At 64.8% G+C, this 15973-nt stretch carries 16 protein-coding genes; 8 read left to right on the top strand and 8 right to left on the bottom strand.

The genetic code is table 11. The features are described from left to right. Positions 1-4: 4 nt before the first annotated feature. Both ARTH_RS11165 and ARTH_RS11160 read right to left on the bottom strand, forming a co-directional pair. Positions 5-286, bottom strand: a complete 282-nt coding sequence (locus tag ARTH_RS11165) for an Lrp/AsnC family transcriptional regulator (RefSeq protein WP_011692051.1) — start codon at positions 284-286, stop codon at positions 5-7. A gap of 81 nt (positions 287-367) precedes the next feature. Further along, the gene (locus ARTH_RS11160; RefSeq protein ID WP_011692050.1) at positions 368-784 is read right to left on the bottom strand and encodes a DUF3054 domain-containing protein; all 417 of its coding nucleotides are present in this window, start codon (positions 782-784) and stop codon (positions 368-370) included. A 168-nt stretch (positions 785-952) separates the two neighbouring features. Between ARTH_RS11160 and ARTH_RS11155 the strand changes: the two genes are divergently transcribed. From ARTH_RS11155 to ARTH_RS11145, 3 genes are all read left to right on the top strand, one after another. Further along, the gene (locus ARTH_RS11155; RefSeq protein WP_011692049.1) at positions 953-1321 is read left to right on the top strand and encodes a VOC family protein; all 369 of its coding nucleotides are present in this window, start codon (positions 953-955) and stop codon (positions 1319-1321) included. A 130-nt stretch (positions 1322-1451) separates the two neighbouring features. After that, entirely contained in the window at positions 1452-1928 is a 477-nt protein-coding gene (locus tag ARTH_RS11150; protein WP_011692048.1) for a VOC family protein, read from the top strand. A 138-nt stretch (positions 1929-2066) separates the two neighbouring features. Beyond that, positions 2067-2363, top strand: a complete 297-nt coding sequence (locus ARTH_RS11145) for a putative quinol monooxygenase (protein WP_011692047.1) — start codon at positions 2067-2069, stop codon at positions 2361-2363. A 425-nt stretch (positions 2364-2788) separates the two neighbouring features. Here the strand turns inward: ARTH_RS11145 and ARTH_RS11140 are convergent, their stop codons facing one another. From ARTH_RS11140 to ARTH_RS11125, 4 genes are all read right to left on the bottom strand, one after another. Continuing rightward, positions 2789-4306: a recombinase XerD gene (locus tag ARTH_RS11140; protein WP_011689759.1), complete on the bottom strand. Its 1518-nt coding sequence runs from the start codon at positions 4304-4306 to the stop codon at positions 2789-2791. Then, entirely contained in the window at positions 4296-4634 is a 339-nt protein-coding gene (locus tag ARTH_RS11135) for a helix-turn-helix domain-containing protein (protein ID WP_232223511.1), read from the bottom strand. Before ARTH_RS11135 ends, ARTH_RS11140 begins: the two co-directional genes overlap by 11 nt. Continuing rightward, complete coding sequence (locus ARTH_RS11130) at positions 4628-5734, bottom strand: tyrosine-type recombinase/integrase (RefSeq protein WP_011692046.1); 1107 nt, start codon at positions 5732-5734, stop codon at positions 4628-4630. The genes ARTH_RS11135 and ARTH_RS11130 overlap by 7 nt, the downstream gene beginning before the upstream one ends. Positions 5735-6088: 354 nt before the next feature. Continuing rightward, positions 6089-8473 (bottom strand): ATP-binding cassette domain-containing protein, encoded by a 2385-nt coding sequence (locus ARTH_RS11125; protein ID WP_011692045.1) that lies wholly within the window; start codon positions 8471-8473, stop codon positions 6089-6091. Between the two features lie 170 nt (positions 8474-8643). Between ARTH_RS11125 and ARTH_RS11120 the strand changes: the two genes are divergently transcribed. The 3 genes from ARTH_RS11120 to ARTH_RS11110 are packed head-to-tail and all read left to right on the top strand — an operon-like array spanning position 8644 to position 11722. Continuing rightward, positions 8644-9858 carry a type III polyketide synthase gene (locus ARTH_RS11120; protein ID WP_011692044.1) on the top strand — a complete coding sequence of 405 codons (1215 nt, stop codon included), beginning with the start codon at positions 8644-8646 and terminating at the stop codon, positions 9856-9858. After that, positions 9858-10589, top strand: coding sequence for a class I SAM-dependent methyltransferase (locus tag ARTH_RS11115; RefSeq protein WP_011692043.1), 732 nt, complete (start codon positions 9858-9860; stop codon positions 10587-10589). Before ARTH_RS11120 ends, ARTH_RS11115 begins: the two co-directional genes overlap by 1 nt. After that, positions 10586-11722 carry an FAD-dependent oxidoreductase gene (locus ARTH_RS11110; RefSeq protein WP_011692042.1) on the top strand — a complete coding sequence of 379 codons (1137 nt, stop codon included), beginning with the start codon at positions 10586-10588 and terminating at the stop codon, positions 11720-11722. The genes ARTH_RS11115 and ARTH_RS11110 overlap by 4 nt, the downstream gene beginning before the upstream one ends. Positions 11723-11735: 13 nt before the next feature. On the opposite strand, the gene ARTH_RS11105 is transcribed toward ARTH_RS11110, so the two are convergent. Then, positions 11736-12176 (bottom strand): nuclear transport factor 2 family protein, encoded by a 441-nt coding sequence (locus ARTH_RS11105; protein WP_052309685.1) that lies wholly within the window; start codon positions 12174-12176, stop codon positions 11736-11738. Positions 12177-12265: 89 nt separating this feature from the next. Between ARTH_RS11105 and ARTH_RS11100 the strand changes: the two genes are divergently transcribed. Together ARTH_RS11100 and ARTH_RS11095 are read left to right on the top strand one after the other, a co-directional pair. Next, entirely contained in the window at positions 12266-13192 is a 927-nt protein-coding gene (locus tag ARTH_RS11100; RefSeq protein WP_156810669.1) for a hypothetical protein, read from the top strand. Positions 13193-13201: 9 nt separating this feature from the next. After that, positions 13202-13882 (top strand): peptide deformylase, encoded by a 681-nt coding sequence (locus ARTH_RS11095; protein ID WP_011692039.1) that lies wholly within the window; start codon positions 13202-13204, stop codon positions 13880-13882. Here the strand turns inward: ARTH_RS11095 and ARTH_RS11090 are convergent. Next, positions 13879-15939, bottom strand: a complete 2061-nt coding sequence (locus ARTH_RS11090) for a S9 family peptidase (protein WP_043429785.1) — start codon at positions 15937-15939, stop codon at positions 13879-13881. The two genes, ARTH_RS11095 and ARTH_RS11090, sit on opposite strands and share 4 nt — an antisense overlap. Between the last annotated feature and the right edge of the window lie 34 nt (positions 15940-15973).

Raw genomic sequence — 15973 nt, 5'->3', positions numbered from 1 at the left:
GGGGCTACTGCTCGAAGCCCAGTGCGAAAGCCGCATCGAGGTCGTGCTGGGAGTACGCGCGGAACGCGATGTGCGTCGTCGTGTGAACCACCGCCGGCACCTTGGACAGCTTGTCCGCAATGACGTCCGCGAGGTCATCGTGCTTCGCCACCCGGGCCACGGCGATCAGGTCCCATTCCCCGGTCACGGAGTAGACCTCGCTGATGCCCGGAATCGCCGAAATTTCCTCCGCCGTCTCCGGAATTCGGGAGGCGTCTGTCTTGATCAGGACGAATGCGGTGATCACTCTGGACCTTTCGGATGGATGCGCCCTTTAAGGGGCGGCAGGCGATGCTGTGTGCTGCCAGCCTAGTACATTCAATGTGAATCAGCGGAGCTGCCGGCGTCCTTTGAACCGGCCAACAGCGGCCACAATCAGACGGTAGCCCACAAGGAAAACGCCCAGGCTCAGCGTGGCAACAATCACGAACGGCAGGACCACCGTCTGTCCGGTCGCCGCCCGCAGAACCATGCCCAGGGCCACGGCGCCAAGCCACACAGCGACGCCTTCCGGCCAGACGCGCAACGGCCCCCGCCATACCCGCAAGGCAAGCCATGCGATGGCAGCCCCGGCCAGAAACGGCCAGGCCGTCGAGAGGACCCCGGTGATCACGTCTCCGCGCTGGTGCGCGTCCCGGCCGATGGCTGCAAACGCCAGGATAAGGACGGTATCGGCGAGGGCGGCAAATCCTGCCGCGTTCCTGGCAGCGGCGCGGACGGGTGTCGGGTTAGGGCGGGAAGGCATACCTCCACACTAGTTGCGGTTCCGCGCCCGGACGAGCCGATGTGGGCCTGCGTGACAGCCGTCGGCGGCCCTAGACTGTGACCGGGAACACCGCCAGCAAACTTTCCGGCGTTCCTGTTCACGCCCCACAGCACCAGTTCCTCACGCAACGACAAACCGGACGGCACTATGAGACTTGTCCAGATCGCGCAACATGCCAGCGACCTTCCGCGGGCAGGGGAGTTTTACGCCGCCTTGCTCGGCGTCGAGGCCCGTGCATTATTCGATCCGCCCGGGCTTCTCTTTTTTGACCTGGACGGCGTGCGCTTGCTGCTCGAAACCGGGGCGCCGTCCGCCTTGCTCTACCTGGCAGTGCCTGACGTCAGGGAATCCGTGACCGGCCTCCGGGGCAGGGGAGTGGAGATAGTTGAGGAGCCCAAGGTGATCTTCAGCCATGCTGATGACCGCCTGGGTCCGGCCGGAACCGACGAATGGATGGCTTTCATCCGGGACAGCGAAGGGAACACCCTTGGCCTGGTCAGCCAGCTGCCGCATTAACGGCCAGCTTACCGGCTCCATTGTGCCGCGAATCACCCGCCGCTAGGCTCACACACGCAACCGAAGGATCGCGTCGGGAGTCCGTTCCGGCGAAGCCAGTGAGATGAAGCCAGTGAGATGAGGGAACCAAGTGACTGAAAAGATCACCACCTGCCTGTGGTTTGATACGCAGGCCGAGGAAGCAGCGGACTTCTATGTCTCGGTCTTTGACGACTCGAAAATCCTTAACGTGGCCCGTTATGGCGACGTTGGACCCGGCATCGCAGGCCAGGCGATGACCGTGGAGTTCGAAATTGAAGGCCGCAAATTCCTGGGTCTTAACGGTGGGCCCGCGTTCACGTTCACTGAAGCTGTTTCCTTTGTAATCAACTGCTCCTCACAGGAAGAAGTGGACCGATACTGGACGGCCCTCACGGCCGGCGGTTCGGAGGGCCAGTGCGGCTGGCTCAAGGACAGGTTCGGCCTTTCGTGGCAAGTAGTGCCTTCCGCAATGGGGCAATTGCTGGGCGGGCCGGATCCTGAGGGTGCGCAGCGTGCCATGCAGGCAATGCTGGGAATGCGCAAGCTGGTGATCAGCGAGCTGCAGGCCGCCTACGACGGGGTCTGAAGGAACTTTAGGCGTCGGGGCCGGCTCCCAGGTTGGGTGCCGGGGGAGCGGGCCACATGCCATGTGGCCCTACCCGGCTCCGGCTGGCGGGACGATAATCGGGAATACCTACCCCGCACGCGATTGGAGGCGTTCGCGATGTCTGTTTACACGCTCGGAATCTGGTTGGTGAAACCCGGCAGGGAGAATGACTTTGTCCAGGCATGGCGCGATCTCGCCCGGAAGACCGAAGAGGATTTTCCCGGCGCGAAAGCTGTGCTGATGCATGATCGCGATGTTCCCAACAGATTCATCAGTACCGGCCCCTGGGAGTCGCTTGAACAGGTCGACGTGTGGCGGGCCTCACCCGCATTTACCCAGGGCTATGAGGCCATGCGCGACATGCTGGAGCACTTTCAACCGCACACCCTGGATGAAGCGGCGGCTATCGGCTGATTCCGGCCGGACACGTCACGCTCACACTGTGCCTGGGGCTTCGCCGGAAAACTTCTAGTGGCATCCCTGCGGATTCAGTCTGAGCGTATTCGTTGAGGAGAGACGGCGAGGTGGGCGGACTGCCTGGCCTGCGTTGCCTATGGCGAATTGGCTTAGGTATTGCCTAGGGTGAGCCATGAGCGCAAACAGGAACCCTTTGGGTGGAGATCCTCGTCGAACTGCCCGATGGGCGGCGGTTGGTCTGTGGATCGTCAGCGTTTTCTGTGCGGTGAAAACGGTCTTTGACGTCATGAATAACGACTTCCGCTTGATCTATCTTGTGCTCATGTTGGCCTCTCTGGGACTGGCCATCGTTTATACCCTGATTTGGCGGAACGCAAAGCAGGAATCAGTCAGAGACGAGCCATAGCCCTCACCCAGTGACGTCAGGGCGTCGTGCGGAGATTGACGTAGCGTGACCAGGCGTCGCCTGCTGCGTCGGCGTGGAGGAAGGCTACTTGGTGGCTATAGCCAAGGGCGTTGGCGACCAGTGGCGGTGGTGAGGCTAAGAGGTGTTCGTCGAGGGCCGTGTTTCGTGCGCCCTGAAGATCGATGCCCAAGCTTCGGAGCCTATCCATGATGCCGTTTGGGTGAAGTGGTTGTCCGGCCCGGATCCCCGGGAAGAGCCAAGGGCTTTGTGCGTCTGATCCTGTTCTGAGATTCGGACGGCCTTTAAGGTGCTCTCGAAGCAAGCCGGCGAAGGGTTCGGGAATGGGCACTGGGTGCGGGCCGAAGGTGATCCGCATGTTGCCGGTGCTTTCATTGGTTTCGATAGCGTCGGTTCGGAGTTTGGCGACCCGCACGAGCGGTTGGGCGTAGAGAAGCAGCAGGATGCCGGCGACTCGGTAGGTCAGGGACTCGCTGGTGCCTGTAAGCAGTTCCCGGAGCCATGCCAGGCGCTGGTCCTGGGTGATCGTTGGGCGGGTTTTGGCGGTGTAGTGGCCCATGTCCACGCGGTGGTTTGTGCCGGTGTTTTTGATGAAGACGATGAAGGTGCGGATGGCTTTTCTGGTCGTGGGACCGGTGGCGAGCCAGGTTTCGATGTCTTGTTGGGTGCAGTTCGCCGCTGTCCGCTGGTGGGTTTCCCAGAGCCAGTCCAGAAACTTGATGGTTTCGGTGATCTCTTGTTTGGCGGAGTGGACCGGAGCTTGGGCGCTCTTCTCCGGTGTTGTGATGGATCGGATGCGGCGGAGGTGATGCCAGGTGGCGAACTGTGCGACGGGTTTGGCGACCTCCTCGGGCAAGTGGCGGAGCTTGTCGTCAATCCAGGTTTCGAACCGGGCCAGATGCGGGTCTTGGTAGGGGAGGAGTCCGTGGTGGATGAACAGGGCGCGCAGGTGATTGGCTTCGCGGTTCGCTGACTTAGCCGCGGCATCGAGTCCTTCGTGCGTCAGCGGAGTCTCCCCGCTCGATAGAGAGCCGAGGAGGGCTTGGACTTTGGGGGAGCGCTTCCAGGTGATGATGCTTTCGGGCCGTTCTGCTTTGCAGAGGACATCGACGATTTTGCCGGCGGTCTCCGGGTCGGCAGGGTGCGTGAGCAGTAGTTCGTTGAGATCCTCCCGGAGGGCGCAGCGGGCGCATATGCCGCGCCGGTAGAACTCGCCCTCCGTATTGCAACGGGTGCAGTGGAAGTCGTGGAGGATGCCGGCGCAGGGCGCGCAGCGTGGCCCTCCGCTGATGTCCGGTGGCCCGGGTAGAAGTCTGTGCTGGCCGCACTCCGGACAGGTCCCGTGGGTGCGGGTGGCGGTGGTGAAGCAGGGGCCGCAGATTCGGCCTTCGGGCCAGGTGGCGCGGGTTCTGCCGGCGGCCCGGCCGCAGCGTGCGCAGGAAGCGGTCCCGGTGGTGCGGGGCCGGCCGCGGCTGGTGCTGCGGGGACTGAGGCCTTCGGGCTTGTCAGTGATCATTGTCGATGATGCGCGCCCGTCGTGGTCTGACGGTGCGGTTCAGGTCGACGACGTTGGGGGCGCTGGTGCCTGTTTTGCGGGCGCGGACGTCGGCGGCTGTGACGGTGATGAGGTCTTCGGGTCCGCAGGAGAAGATGTCGCAGATCGCGGCGATGACCTGCAGTGCGACGCGTTCGGGCTTCTGGTTGACGAGACGGTAGACCTGTGGCCGGGACAAGGTGATGCCGCGCTCGGCCAGCAGGGGGATGAGGTCGGTGGTGTTGTGCAGTCCCCGTGCTGCCATGAGCTCGGAGAGCCGCCATTTGTATTCGACTTCGCGTTTCACCATTGACCTCGCATCTGCACGCCCAGGACTTCGTCCATGGTGCGGTCCAGGGCCGCCCGGAGGGTCGTGTTGCGGAAGTCGTCGCTGACGAACTGGTAGATCCCGGTGGTGGAGGCGTGTTCGTGGCCCATTTGATGTTGCACGAATCTAGGATCCCATCCGTCCTCGAGCAGGTGCGTTGCATAGGAGCGCCGGAGCGAATGCAGGTCCAGGCCATCCATTGGCAGGCCCAGCTCGTTGAGGTAGCGCCGGAGCCGGCGCAGCAGGGTGGATTCACAGATCAGGCCGCCGCGTTCGCTGGGGAACAGGTCCAAGGTGTCGAGTGTGCCTCGTCCGTTGGCGAGCCAGTCCTCGATGACTCCGGCGGTCCAGTCGAAGACCGTCAGGACGCTGCGGGGTTTGTGGGGGGAGCCCTTGCGTGATTTGCCGAACCGGACCTTGCAGACGCCTGCCTTGCCGAACCTTCGTGCTTGGGGGTTGGCCGCAAAGTCGATGGTTTGCAGGTGCCGGAGCTCGTTGAATCTGAGCCCGTACGAGTAGGCGACTTTCAGCATGACGGCGTCCCGGTAGGCTGCCTGCCAGCCTTTCTTGCCTGAGGCGGCGATGAGTTCGACCTGGTCGTCGGCGTGATCGAACAGCATCTGCAGTTCGGTCTTGGTGAAGGGCCGCTTGGAGGCGCGTCCTTCGTACTCCTGCGTGTGGGTGGCGGTGTTCCAGTCAAAGAAGACCTGGGAGGGGTGTGTGCCGAAGCGTTGTTCGCAGACCTGGTCCCAGCCGTAGTCGGGGTTCGACACGTAGGACGTGAACCGGCGGAGCGTGGACTGGTAGCCGCGGATAGTGGAGTGCTTCAGCTGGTGGATCGAGCGGAGGTCACCGAAATACTCCTCGACTTGCTCCGGTGCCCAGTTCCACGGGAACTCGTTCACATGGTTGACGAACCGGCGGACGCACTCGATGCCCTTGTCGACTGTGTCGAACTGGAGGTTCCTGGAGAGCTGCTGGTTGCGCCAGCCGGTCAGCATGTCTTCGAGCGTCTGTTCCTCGGGATGCAGCAGCTGAACAGCGCTCAGCTGCAGCACACGCCCGGACCCGTCGACCGCCATTTTTCGCCTCACAGTTCCGTCGAAGTTTGTGCTCAAATCCTGAATCAATGATTCATTAAATGCATCATCAGCGCAAAACCGCAGGTCAGACGCTTGTGTCGGTCGCTCTGAGGATGGGCGTTGCAGCCGTCAGGAGCGCTTGGGCCGCGGCGCATCAAAGCCGTCAGGCCGCAAATTCCGCGGAATCTCAATGGAGTTAGAGAACTCCTTGCCGATCAGGGGGATCGGGGCGATTGATTCATCTGATGCAATACGCAGAGCACTACTTTACATAATGTAGATTATCGGCGTTTTGGAGAAGTGGTTCAGAAGACGAGAGGACCCGCCTTCTGAACCCCTGGGCACCCTGTCTGGTCAGGCGCCGACGTAGGCCGCGAGGTGTTCACCGGTGAGCGTGGAACGTCCGGCGACGAGCTCGGCCGGCGTGCCCTCAAAGACGACCAGTCCGCCGTCGTGCCCGGCGCCCGGGCCAAGGTCGATAATCCAGTCGGCGTGAGCCATAACGGCCTGGTGATGTTCGATCACGATTACTGATTTCCCGGAATCCACCAACCTGTCCAACAGGCCCAGCAGGTTCTGGACGTCGGCGAGATGGAGGCCGGTGGTCGGCTCGTCCAGGACGTAGACGTCGCCCTTCTCCGCCATCTGGGTAGCCAGCTTGACGCGCTGCCGCTCGCCGCCGGACAGCGTGGTGAGCGGCTGGCCGAGCGTCAGGTACCCGAGCCCGACGTCCACAAGCCTGTCGAGGATTTTGTGGGCTGCCGGCGTCCGTGCCTCGCCTGCGCCGAAGAACGCCTCGGCTTCGGTCATGGACATTGCCAGCACTTCAGCGATGTTCCGGCCACCCAGCTCGTATTCCAGGACTGACGCCTGGAACCTCCGGCCCTCGCAGTCCTCGCAGACGGACTCCACGGTGGCCATCACACCCAGGTCCGTGAAGATGACCCCGGCACCGTTGCACGGGGGGCAGGCGCCCTCGGAGTTGGAGCTGAACAGCGCCGGCTTCACACCGTTGGCCTTTGCGAATGCTTTACGGATGGGCTCAAGCAGGCCGGTGTACGTCGCCGGGTTACTGCGGCGCGAGCCTTTGATAGCGCCTTGGTCGATCACCACAACGCCATCGCGGCCGGCCACCGAGCCCTGGATCAGCGAGCTCTTGCCTGAACCCGCGACCCCTGTCACGACGCAGAGCACGCCGAGCGGAACATCGACGCTCACGTCGCGGAGGTTGTGCGTCGAGGCACCACGAACGTCCAGGGTGCCGGACGGCGTGCGCACCGTGTTCTTAACAGCTGCCCGGTCGTCGAGGTGGCGGCCGGTGATGGTGTCGCTCCCCCGCAGCCCCTCCACGTTGCCCTCAAAGCAGACGTTGCCGCCCTCGGTGCCTGCGCCGGGGCCGAGGTCAACAACGTGGTCAGCGATGTCGATGGTTTCCGGTTTGTGCTCTACGACGAGCACGGTGTTGCCCTTGTCACGCAACTGCAGCAGCAGCTTGTTCATCCGTTCGATGTCATGCGGGTGGAGCCCGATCGTCGGCTCGTCAAAGACGTAGGTGATGTCCGTGAGGGACGAACCGAGGTGCCGGATCATCTTGGTACGCTGCGCCTCTCCCCCGGACAGCGTGCCCGCGGGCCGGTCCAGGGAAAGGTAACCCAGCCCGATTTCGGCGAAGGAGTCGAGCAGGTGCTGCAGCCCCTTGAGGAGCGGGGCGACGGACGGCTCCCTGAGGTCACGGACCCAGCCGGCCAGGTCACTGATCTGCATCGCGCACAGGTCGGCGATATTCCGGCCCTGGATCTTCGACGACCTTGCCTCCGGGCTGAGTCGCGTGCCCTCGCACTCAGGGCAGGACTGAAAGGTGATGGCACGCTCAACAAAGGCACGGATGTGCGGCTGCATCGCGTCAACGTCCTTGGAGAGCATCGATTTCTGGATTTTCGGGATCAAGCCCTCGTATGTGAGGTTGATGCCCTCGACCTTGATCTTGGTCGGCTCCTTGTAGAGCAGGTCGTCCAGCTCTTTCTTGGTGAACTTCGCGATCGGTTTGTCCATGTCGAAGCCGGCACCGCTGAATATACGGCCGTACCACCCGTCCATGCTGTACCCGGGGACCGTCAGGGCACCCCCGCCGAGCGACTTGCTGTCATCGTAGAGCGCCGTGAGATCGAAATCGGAGACCGAGCCCATGCCCTCGCACCGCGGGCACATGCCGCCCAGGTAGACCGCGTTCTGCACCACGCTCTTCTCGACCCGGCCGCCCTTCTCGGTGCTCATCACCCCGCTTGCCTTCCGTGTCGGGACATTGAAGGAGAAGGCCGTGGGTGGACCGATATGCGGTGTCCCCAGCCGGCTGAAGAGGATACGCAGCATCGCGTTGGCGTCGGTAGCGGTGCCCACGGTGGAGCGGGGGTTGGCCCCCATCCGTTCCTGGTCCACGATGATCGCGGTGGTCAGGCCCTCCAGCAGGTCGACGTCGGGCCGCGCCAGAGTCGGCATGAAGCCCTGCACGAACGCGCTGTACGTCTCGTTGATCATCCGCTGCGACTCCGCGGCAATGGTGGCGAACACCAGTGAGCTCTTGCCCGAACCGGAGACGCCCGTAAAGACCGTCAGCCGGCGCTTCGGGATCTCCAGGCTGACGTCCTTGAGGTTGTTCTCACGCGCCCCCTGCACGCGGATCAGGTCGTGGCTGTCGGCCACGTGCGGTGCCGGCGGCTGGGGTTCGGCCTGGGTGGCCATGCTCATCGTGTCTCCCTCGGTTATGCGGGGGCAGCCGTCGCGGCTTCCGTCGGCGTCGCCCGGTTCAATCTAACCCGGTTCAATCTAACCAGCTCCGGCCGGTCCGGATGGGTGCCCTACCGTTTGGTAGCCACCATTGTCTTAAGTCCGAAGCTCACTGAGAATGAACCATGACGGTCTACATGAGGTCCCTGGAAACTGCTGTCCCGCCCACCGTACTCATTCAGTCTGAAGCCCGCGACGTGTTCGCGGCCCAGCCGGGGCTGACCAGGCTGGGGTCCCGGCTGGTCAACACCTGCTTTGATTCCGCAGCCATCGACACCCGGTACACGGCTGTCACCGAGCTCACCAAGGACACCCGTGCGGACGATCCGCAGTTCTTCGACCCGGCCACCGGCCTTGTGCTGAGCCCCAGCACCAAGGTCCGGAACGACATCTTCGGCCGCGAAGCCACCAAGCTCTTCGTTCAATCCGCCCAGGCCGCGCTTGATGCCTGCCACGGAATCGGTGCACAGGACGTCACCCATCTCGTGACAGTCTCATGCACGGGTTTCTTCAACCCCGGCCCGGACTACAAGATCGTCCGTGCCCTGGGCTTGAGTCCGGCCGTGCAGCGCTACCACCTCGGCTTCATGGGCTGTTACGCGGCGTTTCCGGCGCTGCGTGCCGCCAAGTCGTTCTGCGAGGCAGACCCCGACGCCGTTGTCCTGGTGGTCTGCGCGGAGCTCTGCTCGCTCCATGTCCGCACCTCCAACGACCCCGACACCATCATGGGCTCGGCCTTGTTCGCCGACGGCGCCGCAGCAGCGGTCATCTCGGCACGGGACATTCCGGACGGAACGCCCCTGTTGCAGCTGGACCACTTCGAAACGGTACTCACTCCCGTCGGAGAGGAATCCATGGCGTGGAACATCGGCGACGAGGGCTTCGAGATGGTGCTGGGCAACTATGTCCCGCACATCATTGACGACCACATCATCGGCGCCCTTGAGCCGCTGCTTTCGCGGGACGAATCCCTGCGGGGACTCCCCTACCGTGACATCACCCACTGGGCGATCCACCCCGGCGGGCGGAGCATCCTGGACAAAGTACAGTCCCGGCTTGAGCTCACCGATGAGCAGCTCGTGCCGGCACGGGAAACCCTCCGCAACTTCGGCAACATGAGCAGCGCCACGGTGCTGTTTGTCCTCAAACACATCGCCGGGCTCCCGCCGCAGGAGGGCGATGAACGCATCTGTTCGATGGCCTTCGGGCCGGGCCTGACGGTGGAAACGGCGATGTTCACCAAGGTGCGCGCACCGCAGCCGGAAGGCTCGCACGCGGCTATCCGGCAGTTCGCCGGGACGGATGAAGCCGCAGCACGCACCGAGCCGTCACTCATTTGATGGCCACGCATACGACGGCCGCCGTCGGAATGCTGCGCGAGCGTGACACGCACGCTGTGGAGGAAATGGACCGTCCGGGCTGTGATCCTGCACGGCTGGACCGCACCTACGCACAATTTTCCCTGGTCAACCGGGCCGTGGCCGGATGGCGCGGAATCTACCGGACGCACCTCCGGCCGCTCCTTTCAACGGACAGGGTCACAACGCTGCTGGATATCGGCTGCGGGGGCGGGGACCTGGCGGTTCTGCTGGCGGCGTGGGCGGCCAGGGATCGGCGGCAGCTGGAAGTCACCGGCATCGATCCGGACCGTCGTGCCTTTGAGTTCGCGCTGCGCCGCGGGCGCCTCGACGCAGTGACGTTCCGGCAGGCATCCACTGCCGAACTGGCCGCCGAAGGAAAACGCTACGACGTCGTCATCTCCAACCACGTGCTGCACCACCTGGGCGCAGCGGAACTGCCGCAGTTCCTCGCCGAGTCGGCGCTGCTGTCCCGCGGCACCGTCCTCCACAACGACATCCGCCGGAGCCCCGCCGCATATGCGCTCTTCTACGCGGGATCATGGCCGTTTCGCGGTTCCTTCATCAGGGCGGACGGGCTGACGTCCATCCGCCGCAGTTACACAACTGCGGAACTCCGGGCTGCCGCTCCCCCGGGCTGGGCCGTTGCGCCCCGCGTACCCTTCCGCAACCTCCTCACCCGGATTGACCTTGAACCGGAACGCCCGCGGTGATTGACGTCGTCGTAGTGGGCGGCGGGCCGGTGGGGCTGTACCTGGCGGCCCTCCTGCTGCAGCAGGGCGTATCGGTCCGCGTCCTGGAGCGCCGCACGGAACCCGACACCCACTCCCGCGCCATCGGCATCCATCCGCCGTCGTTGGAAGCGCTTGACCGGATCGGGGTGGCGTCAGGCCTGGTGAACGAGGGCGTGCGGATCCGCCGCGGGGTTGCCATTGGCGGCGGCGTGGAAGTAGCCGGCATGTCCTTCGACTGCGTGTCCGGCCGCTTCCCCTTCGTGCTGTCGGTCCCGCAGGTTCTTACGGAGGCCGCCCTGGAACGGCGCGTGGGTGCACTGGACGGCGGGGCGATCATCCGCGGCGCCACAGTGACAGGAATTCACGACGACGGCTCCTCGGTTGCGGTGGACGTCGTCACCGCCGGCGGGGAATCCAGAATTCACGCCTCGCTGGCGGTGGCCGCGGACGGGGTCCGCTCCACCATCCGTCAGCTGCTGGCCATCACCGCCCCGCTGAGGACGTATCCGGACAGATACCTGATGGGAGACTTCGCGGACGGCACGTCGTTCGGCCCCGACGCGGCCCTTTTCCTGGAGGCTTCCGGGATCGTGGAGTCCTTCCCCCTGCCTGGAGGCGTGCGTCGGTGGGTGGCCAGGCTTCCGGGAACCACGCCGGACGTGCCCACCGCTGGTTCCTTGGCCCTGATCGTGCGCGACCGGACCGGAATCGCCGTCGACGCCGGCACCAATTCGATGTTCAGCAGTTTCGGCGTCCGCTCACGGCGGGTGAAGAGCATGATCCACGGCCGGACGTCTCTGATCGGTGATGCCGCCCATGAAATCAGCCCCATCGGCGGCCAGGGAATGAACCTGGGGTGGCTGGATGCCGCTGAACTGGCGCCGCTCATCCTCAGCCGGTTGGCGCATGCTGACTGCGGGCCTGAACTCAGGTCCTTTGAACGCCACCGGCTGCGGGCGGCGGCCAGGGCCGTCCGGCAATCCGAAGTCAACATGGCGCTGGGCCGGCCGGTGCCGCGCCCGCTGTGGCATGTCCGGAACCGGCTGATCGGATCCGCCGCCAGTGTGCCGGTCATCAATTCACGCGTTGCCGCCCGGTTCACCATGCACTAAAAGTCGCGGCGGCCTACTCCGCAGCCGGCTGTACCTCATCTGCGTCATCCTCGTCGCCGGTGAAGTAGCAGTCGTAACTGTCCTGGCTGGTGATCCGGCCTTCACGGACTTCGAAGACGGAGGTGGTGCGGGCCCTGATGGTGTCGCCGGCATCCCAATAGCGGAGATTCATCAAGAGCGTCGCAGACCAGTCCACTTCCAGCACAACCCGGTTTCCTTCGCACGTGGTCCGCCGGACATCGAACCGCTGGTTGGACACCACCTGCCGGCTTTGCTCGGCACCCGCCAGCACCTGGTCGCGGGTCCGCCTGGTTCCTTCCGGGGCAAGCACGTGCGGCGCTTCGACCAGGGTGAAATCCTCGGCAAGGAAGCCGTCCACTTCAGCGGCGCCGCCGCCGGCCTCAATGGCGCGCACAAATCCAAGGACACAGGTGAGCGGCGTCTGTTCAGTCATGGAACGAGGGTAGCCCATTGTCAGGCGTCGCTTTTCAGCGCCGGTCGCGGCCGGGCAATGCCACCGGGCAGTGGCTTTAGACTGCTGGCATGAACGGCTTCCCAAGGGCAGGACGACGGCGGTCCTCAGCAACCTTCGCCGTTCTGGGTGCCCTGGTGGCGGGCCCGGCGATGCAGGGCTGCAGTCCCCAACCGCAGGCGCCCGGTCCCCTGACAGCGGAGCTCAACCAGTTCAGGGACAGCTACGGCACCGGGATCATCGAGATCCAGCTCAGCAATACGGCGAACGAGCCGGTCACTGTCCTCAGCGCCGAAGTGTCGACTTCCCTGTTCCCGGCCGGCACGGCATGGCACGCGCAAGCGGAGGGCACTGAGGTGCCGCCGGGCCAGACCAAGAGCCTGCCTGCCAGGCTGCCGGCACCCGCGTGCGGTCACCCCGGGACTGATGAACCTGAGACCGCTGAAGGGGCGGAAACCGGGCCCGGCAGTGCGCCGGCGGAAGTAACGGTATCCGTCCGGCAGGGCTCCACAACCCGCGAGGAGCGTCTTACGGCTGCCGACCCGTTCGGCGTCCTGGTCCGGAACTATTCCGAGCTGTGCCTCGCGCAGGACGCAGGGGAGATCGCTGACATAGGCCTGGCCCCGGACTTGGAGGTTGCAGCGGACGGCCGGACCGCCGTCGTACGCCTTCGGGTCACCCCGCGCAGCGCCGGTGCCGGAGCATCGCGCACACTGACCATAGAAAGGATCGAGGGGACCACACTGCTGGCCGAAGCGCAGGGGAACCCCTGGCCGCGCAGCATTACCGTGGCGACCGGCGCGGCTCCCCGGGAGCTCAGGCTCCATATCCGGCCTGCACGCTGCGATCCGCATGCCGTCGCTGAGGACAAGGTGGGGACCCTGCTGCCTTTGCGCGCCGATGCCGGCGGCCGGCAGGGTGTGCTCAAAGTTGCTGCCGGAACCGTCCTGAAAGCCCGGATCTACGAATTCGTCACGGCGGCATGCGCAGCGCACTAGGCTTTTCCCATGCTTCACGTAGCCAATCCCACGCCGTTCAGCGCCGCCCGGATCAGGGAAACTGTCCAGGAAATCCTCTCCGCAGGCGTCCTTCCCGCCATTGTCCAGGCCGGCCATCCGGTGCTCCGGCAACAGGCTGCCCCGTACGAGGGCCAGCTGGATGGCACTGAACTTGCAGCGCTGATCGCCCTGATGCGGGAGGTGATGCATGACGCGCCGGGCGTCGGCCTGGCCGCACCGCAGCTCGGCATTCCCCTGCAGCTTGCGGTCCTTGAGGACCAGTACGACGTCGACGCCGAGACTGCCGCCGTCCGCCACCGGTCGCCGCTGGAGTTCTTTGCGGTCATCAATCCGTCATATTCGCCGCTGGGGACCGGCACTGCGGCGTTTTACGAGGGATGCCTGTCGCTCCAGGGCCTGCAGGCCGTGGTCTCTCGACACGAAACGGTCCGCCTCGACTTCACCGATCCCGGCGGAACCAGGCGGCAGCAGGATTTCTTCGGCTGGCAGGCGCGGATTGTGCAGCACGAGGCGGACCACCTCCAGGGGATCCTCTATGTGGACAAGGCTGAGTTGCGCTCCCTCAGCAACAACGCCGAATACGGTGCCCGCTGGGCGCATCCGGACATCCGCCTGGCCCGGCAGGCATTGGGGTTTTTGCCGGGTCAGGGTACCGACCAGGGCAACTAGCTGTTGGCCGCCGTTGGCAGGTAGCGGGACCACCAGCGCAGGACTTCCTCGAAGCGCTGCTTCCGGTGGTGCGGGGTACCGGACCGGGAGAGCTCGTGGTTCTCCCCGGGGAAAACGAGGAACGCGGCGTCCACGCCCTGCTGCTTCAGCGCTGTGAAGTATCGTTGGCCCTGTTCCACCGGGCAGCGGAGGTCTTCTTCGCTGTGGATGACCAGCGACGGCGTCCGGACGTTGCCGACCGTGGCCATGGGGCTTTGGGCGGCCATCTGTTCCGGCGAGGTGCCGGTGTACTCGCCGCCGAAGAACCAGCCGATATCCGAGGAGCCGATGAAACTGACCGGATCCAGGAATCCGCGCTCCACGATGGCCGCCTTGAAACGGTGGTCCTGGCTGATGGTCCAGGCCGTGAGATATCCGCCGTAGGAACCTCCCATGATCCCAAGCGCTCCGCCGTCGAGCTCCTGGAACTTTGCCAGGGCACCGTCGAGGAAGGACAGCACGTCCTGCATGTCAACGGTTCCCATCTTTTCCTTGATGGTCCGCCCGTGGGCCTGGCCGTACCCGGCCGAGCCCCGCGGATTACACATAAGCACTGCGTAACCGGCCGCGGCGTACACCTGGGCCTCGTCAAACAGGGCCACGGTGTATTGCGAGAACGGTCCGCCGTGGATGTTGAGCAGAACGGGGTGCGGCCCTTTCCCCGGCGGCAGCACCAGCCAACCGTGGACCGGATAGCCGTCAGCCGCCTCGAAGGTGACCTCCCGGGGCTCGATGATTTCTGCCTGACGCCGCAGCTCCGCCGAGAAATCGGTCAGCAGCCTCAGCTGGCCTTCCTCCAGCGCTGCGACGTCCCCCGCCGTGGCGGGATCAGCAAAACTGACGAACACTGAGCCGGCGGCCGCAGCTGCGCCGGTGACAACACGGTCACCATGAACCAGCAGCGCGTGGTTCCCCGTTGCTCCGAACTCCAGAAGCTCAACCGTGCCCTGGGCGTTGTTAAGCAGCAAGACGGAATCAGGTCCGCGGAGCTCCAGTCCCCCGGCGGACCCGGCCAGGTCCATAGTTTCGACGTCGCTCAATACACTGGCGTCGCCGCCCCCGGCCGGCATCACATACAGGGCCGTGTTGCGTGCGACGAAGTCCTGGCCGGACTCGCCAAGTTCCTGGGCGGTGTAGAACAGCCACTGTCCGTTCCTGGACTGACGTGCCGCGCCCACCGTCTGGCGGCCGCTGTTGGCAGCCCTGACCGGTTCCGGTTCTCCTCCAACGACGGGAACGCGGTACACGCCGGTCTCGAGGTCATGGTCGCTGCCCTCATGAAGGGCTGCAACGAAGTACACAGAGTGTCCGTCCGTGCTGAAGGATTCTCCGCTGTGGTCAGCCGCGGCGAACGTCAGCTGCCGTGCCGGCGGAAGCAGGGCCTCGGCGGTGTCGGCTTCACGCGCCGGACCGGCTTCTCTTCCGGTACCTTCGGCAACGGTCTTTTGCGCCCGCAGGGCGCGCCCTGCGGGCGCAACGGGCGGCTCGTCGTCCAGCTCGGGTACCTCCACGACGTAGAGCTGGAGCGGCTTGTCCGCCGTATATCCCACGCCGTTCATCCTGTATTTGAAGTCTGTGATGAGCCGTGCGTCCTCGGCCCCGGCGGATACGCCGTCCAGCGTGCCGTACCGGCCGTCGTCGGGCGTCCTGGCGCCGAACACAATGCTGTGCGAATCGGGAGACCAGGCGAAGGAGGAAACGCCGAGTTTGGCGTTCGTCAGGACCTGCGGTTCGCCGCCAGCAGCCTCCACGACATAAAGCTGCGGCTTCCCGTCGGCAGTAGCGCGCAGGAACGCCAGCACCAGGCCGTCCGGGGAAAATGCCGGTGCCGTGTCGCGGAAGCCGCGGGTCAGCCGGCGGGGCAGCTTTTCAGGGTCCAGCGGCACAGTCCATAACTGGCCCACGTAAGTATCGGCGTCGAAATCAGGGCGGATGACGGAGACCACGGCCCGGCTGCCGTCCGGATGGACGGCCGGGGCGGAAACGGACTTCAGCAGGGGCAGATGTTCAGGTTTCACGATTGTGAGCCTAACGGCTCGCGCATGGCCTGTG

Origin of the sequence: Arthrobacter sp. FB24 (assembly GCF_000196235.1) — a bacterium.
Taxonomy (GTDB): domain Bacteria; phylum Actinomycetota; class Actinomycetes; order Actinomycetales; family Micrococcaceae; genus Arthrobacter.
The sequence above is the reverse complement of the archived record's forward strand: the minus strand, read 5'-3'. Positions and strand labels throughout refer to the sequence as shown.

Coding starts and splice junctions, on each gene's coding strand:
- ARTH_RS11105 (WP_052309685.1), bottom strand. CDS start 12,176: ATGACTGAACAGACGCCGCTCACCTGTGTCCTTGGATTTGTGCGCGCC.
- ARTH_RS11115 (WP_011692043.1), top strand. CDS start 9,858: ATGGCCACGCATACGACGGCCGCCGTCGGAATGCTGCGCGAGCGTGAC.
- ARTH_RS11145 (WP_011692047.1), top strand. CDS start 2,067: ATGTCTGTTTACACGCTCGGAATCTGGTTGGTGAAACCCGGCAGGGAG.
- ARTH_RS11135 (WP_232223511.1), bottom strand. CDS start 4,634: ATGGTGAAACGCGAAGTCGAATACAAATGGCGGCTCTCCGAGCTCATG.
- ARTH_RS11100 (WP_156810669.1), top strand. CDS start 12,266: ATGAACGGCTTCCCAAGGGCAGGACGACGGCGGTCCTCAGCAACCTTC.
- ARTH_RS11125 (WP_011692045.1), bottom strand. CDS start 8,473: ATGGCCACCCAGGCCGAACCCCAGCCGCCGGCACCGCACGTGGCCGAC.
- ARTH_RS11130 (WP_011692046.1), bottom strand. CDS start 5,734: ATGGCGGTCGACGGGTCCGGGCGTGTGCTGCAGCTGAGCGCTGTTCAG.
- ARTH_RS11120 (WP_011692044.1), top strand. CDS start 8,644: ATGACGGTCTACATGAGGTCCCTGGAAACTGCTGTCCCGCCCACCGTA.
- ARTH_RS11140 (WP_011689759.1), bottom strand. CDS start 4,306: ATGATCACTGACAAGCCCGAAGGCCTCAGTCCCCGCAGCACCAGCCGC.
- ARTH_RS11160 (WP_011692050.1), bottom strand. CDS start 784: ATGCCTTCCCGCCCTAACCCGACACCCGTCCGCGCCGCTGCCAGGAAC.
- ARTH_RS11155 (WP_011692049.1), top strand. CDS start 953: ATGAGACTTGTCCAGATCGCGCAACATGCCAGCGACCTTCCGCGGGCA.
- ARTH_RS11095 (WP_011692039.1), top strand. CDS start 13,202: ATGCTTCACGTAGCCAATCCCACGCCGTTCAGCGCCGCCCGGATCAGG.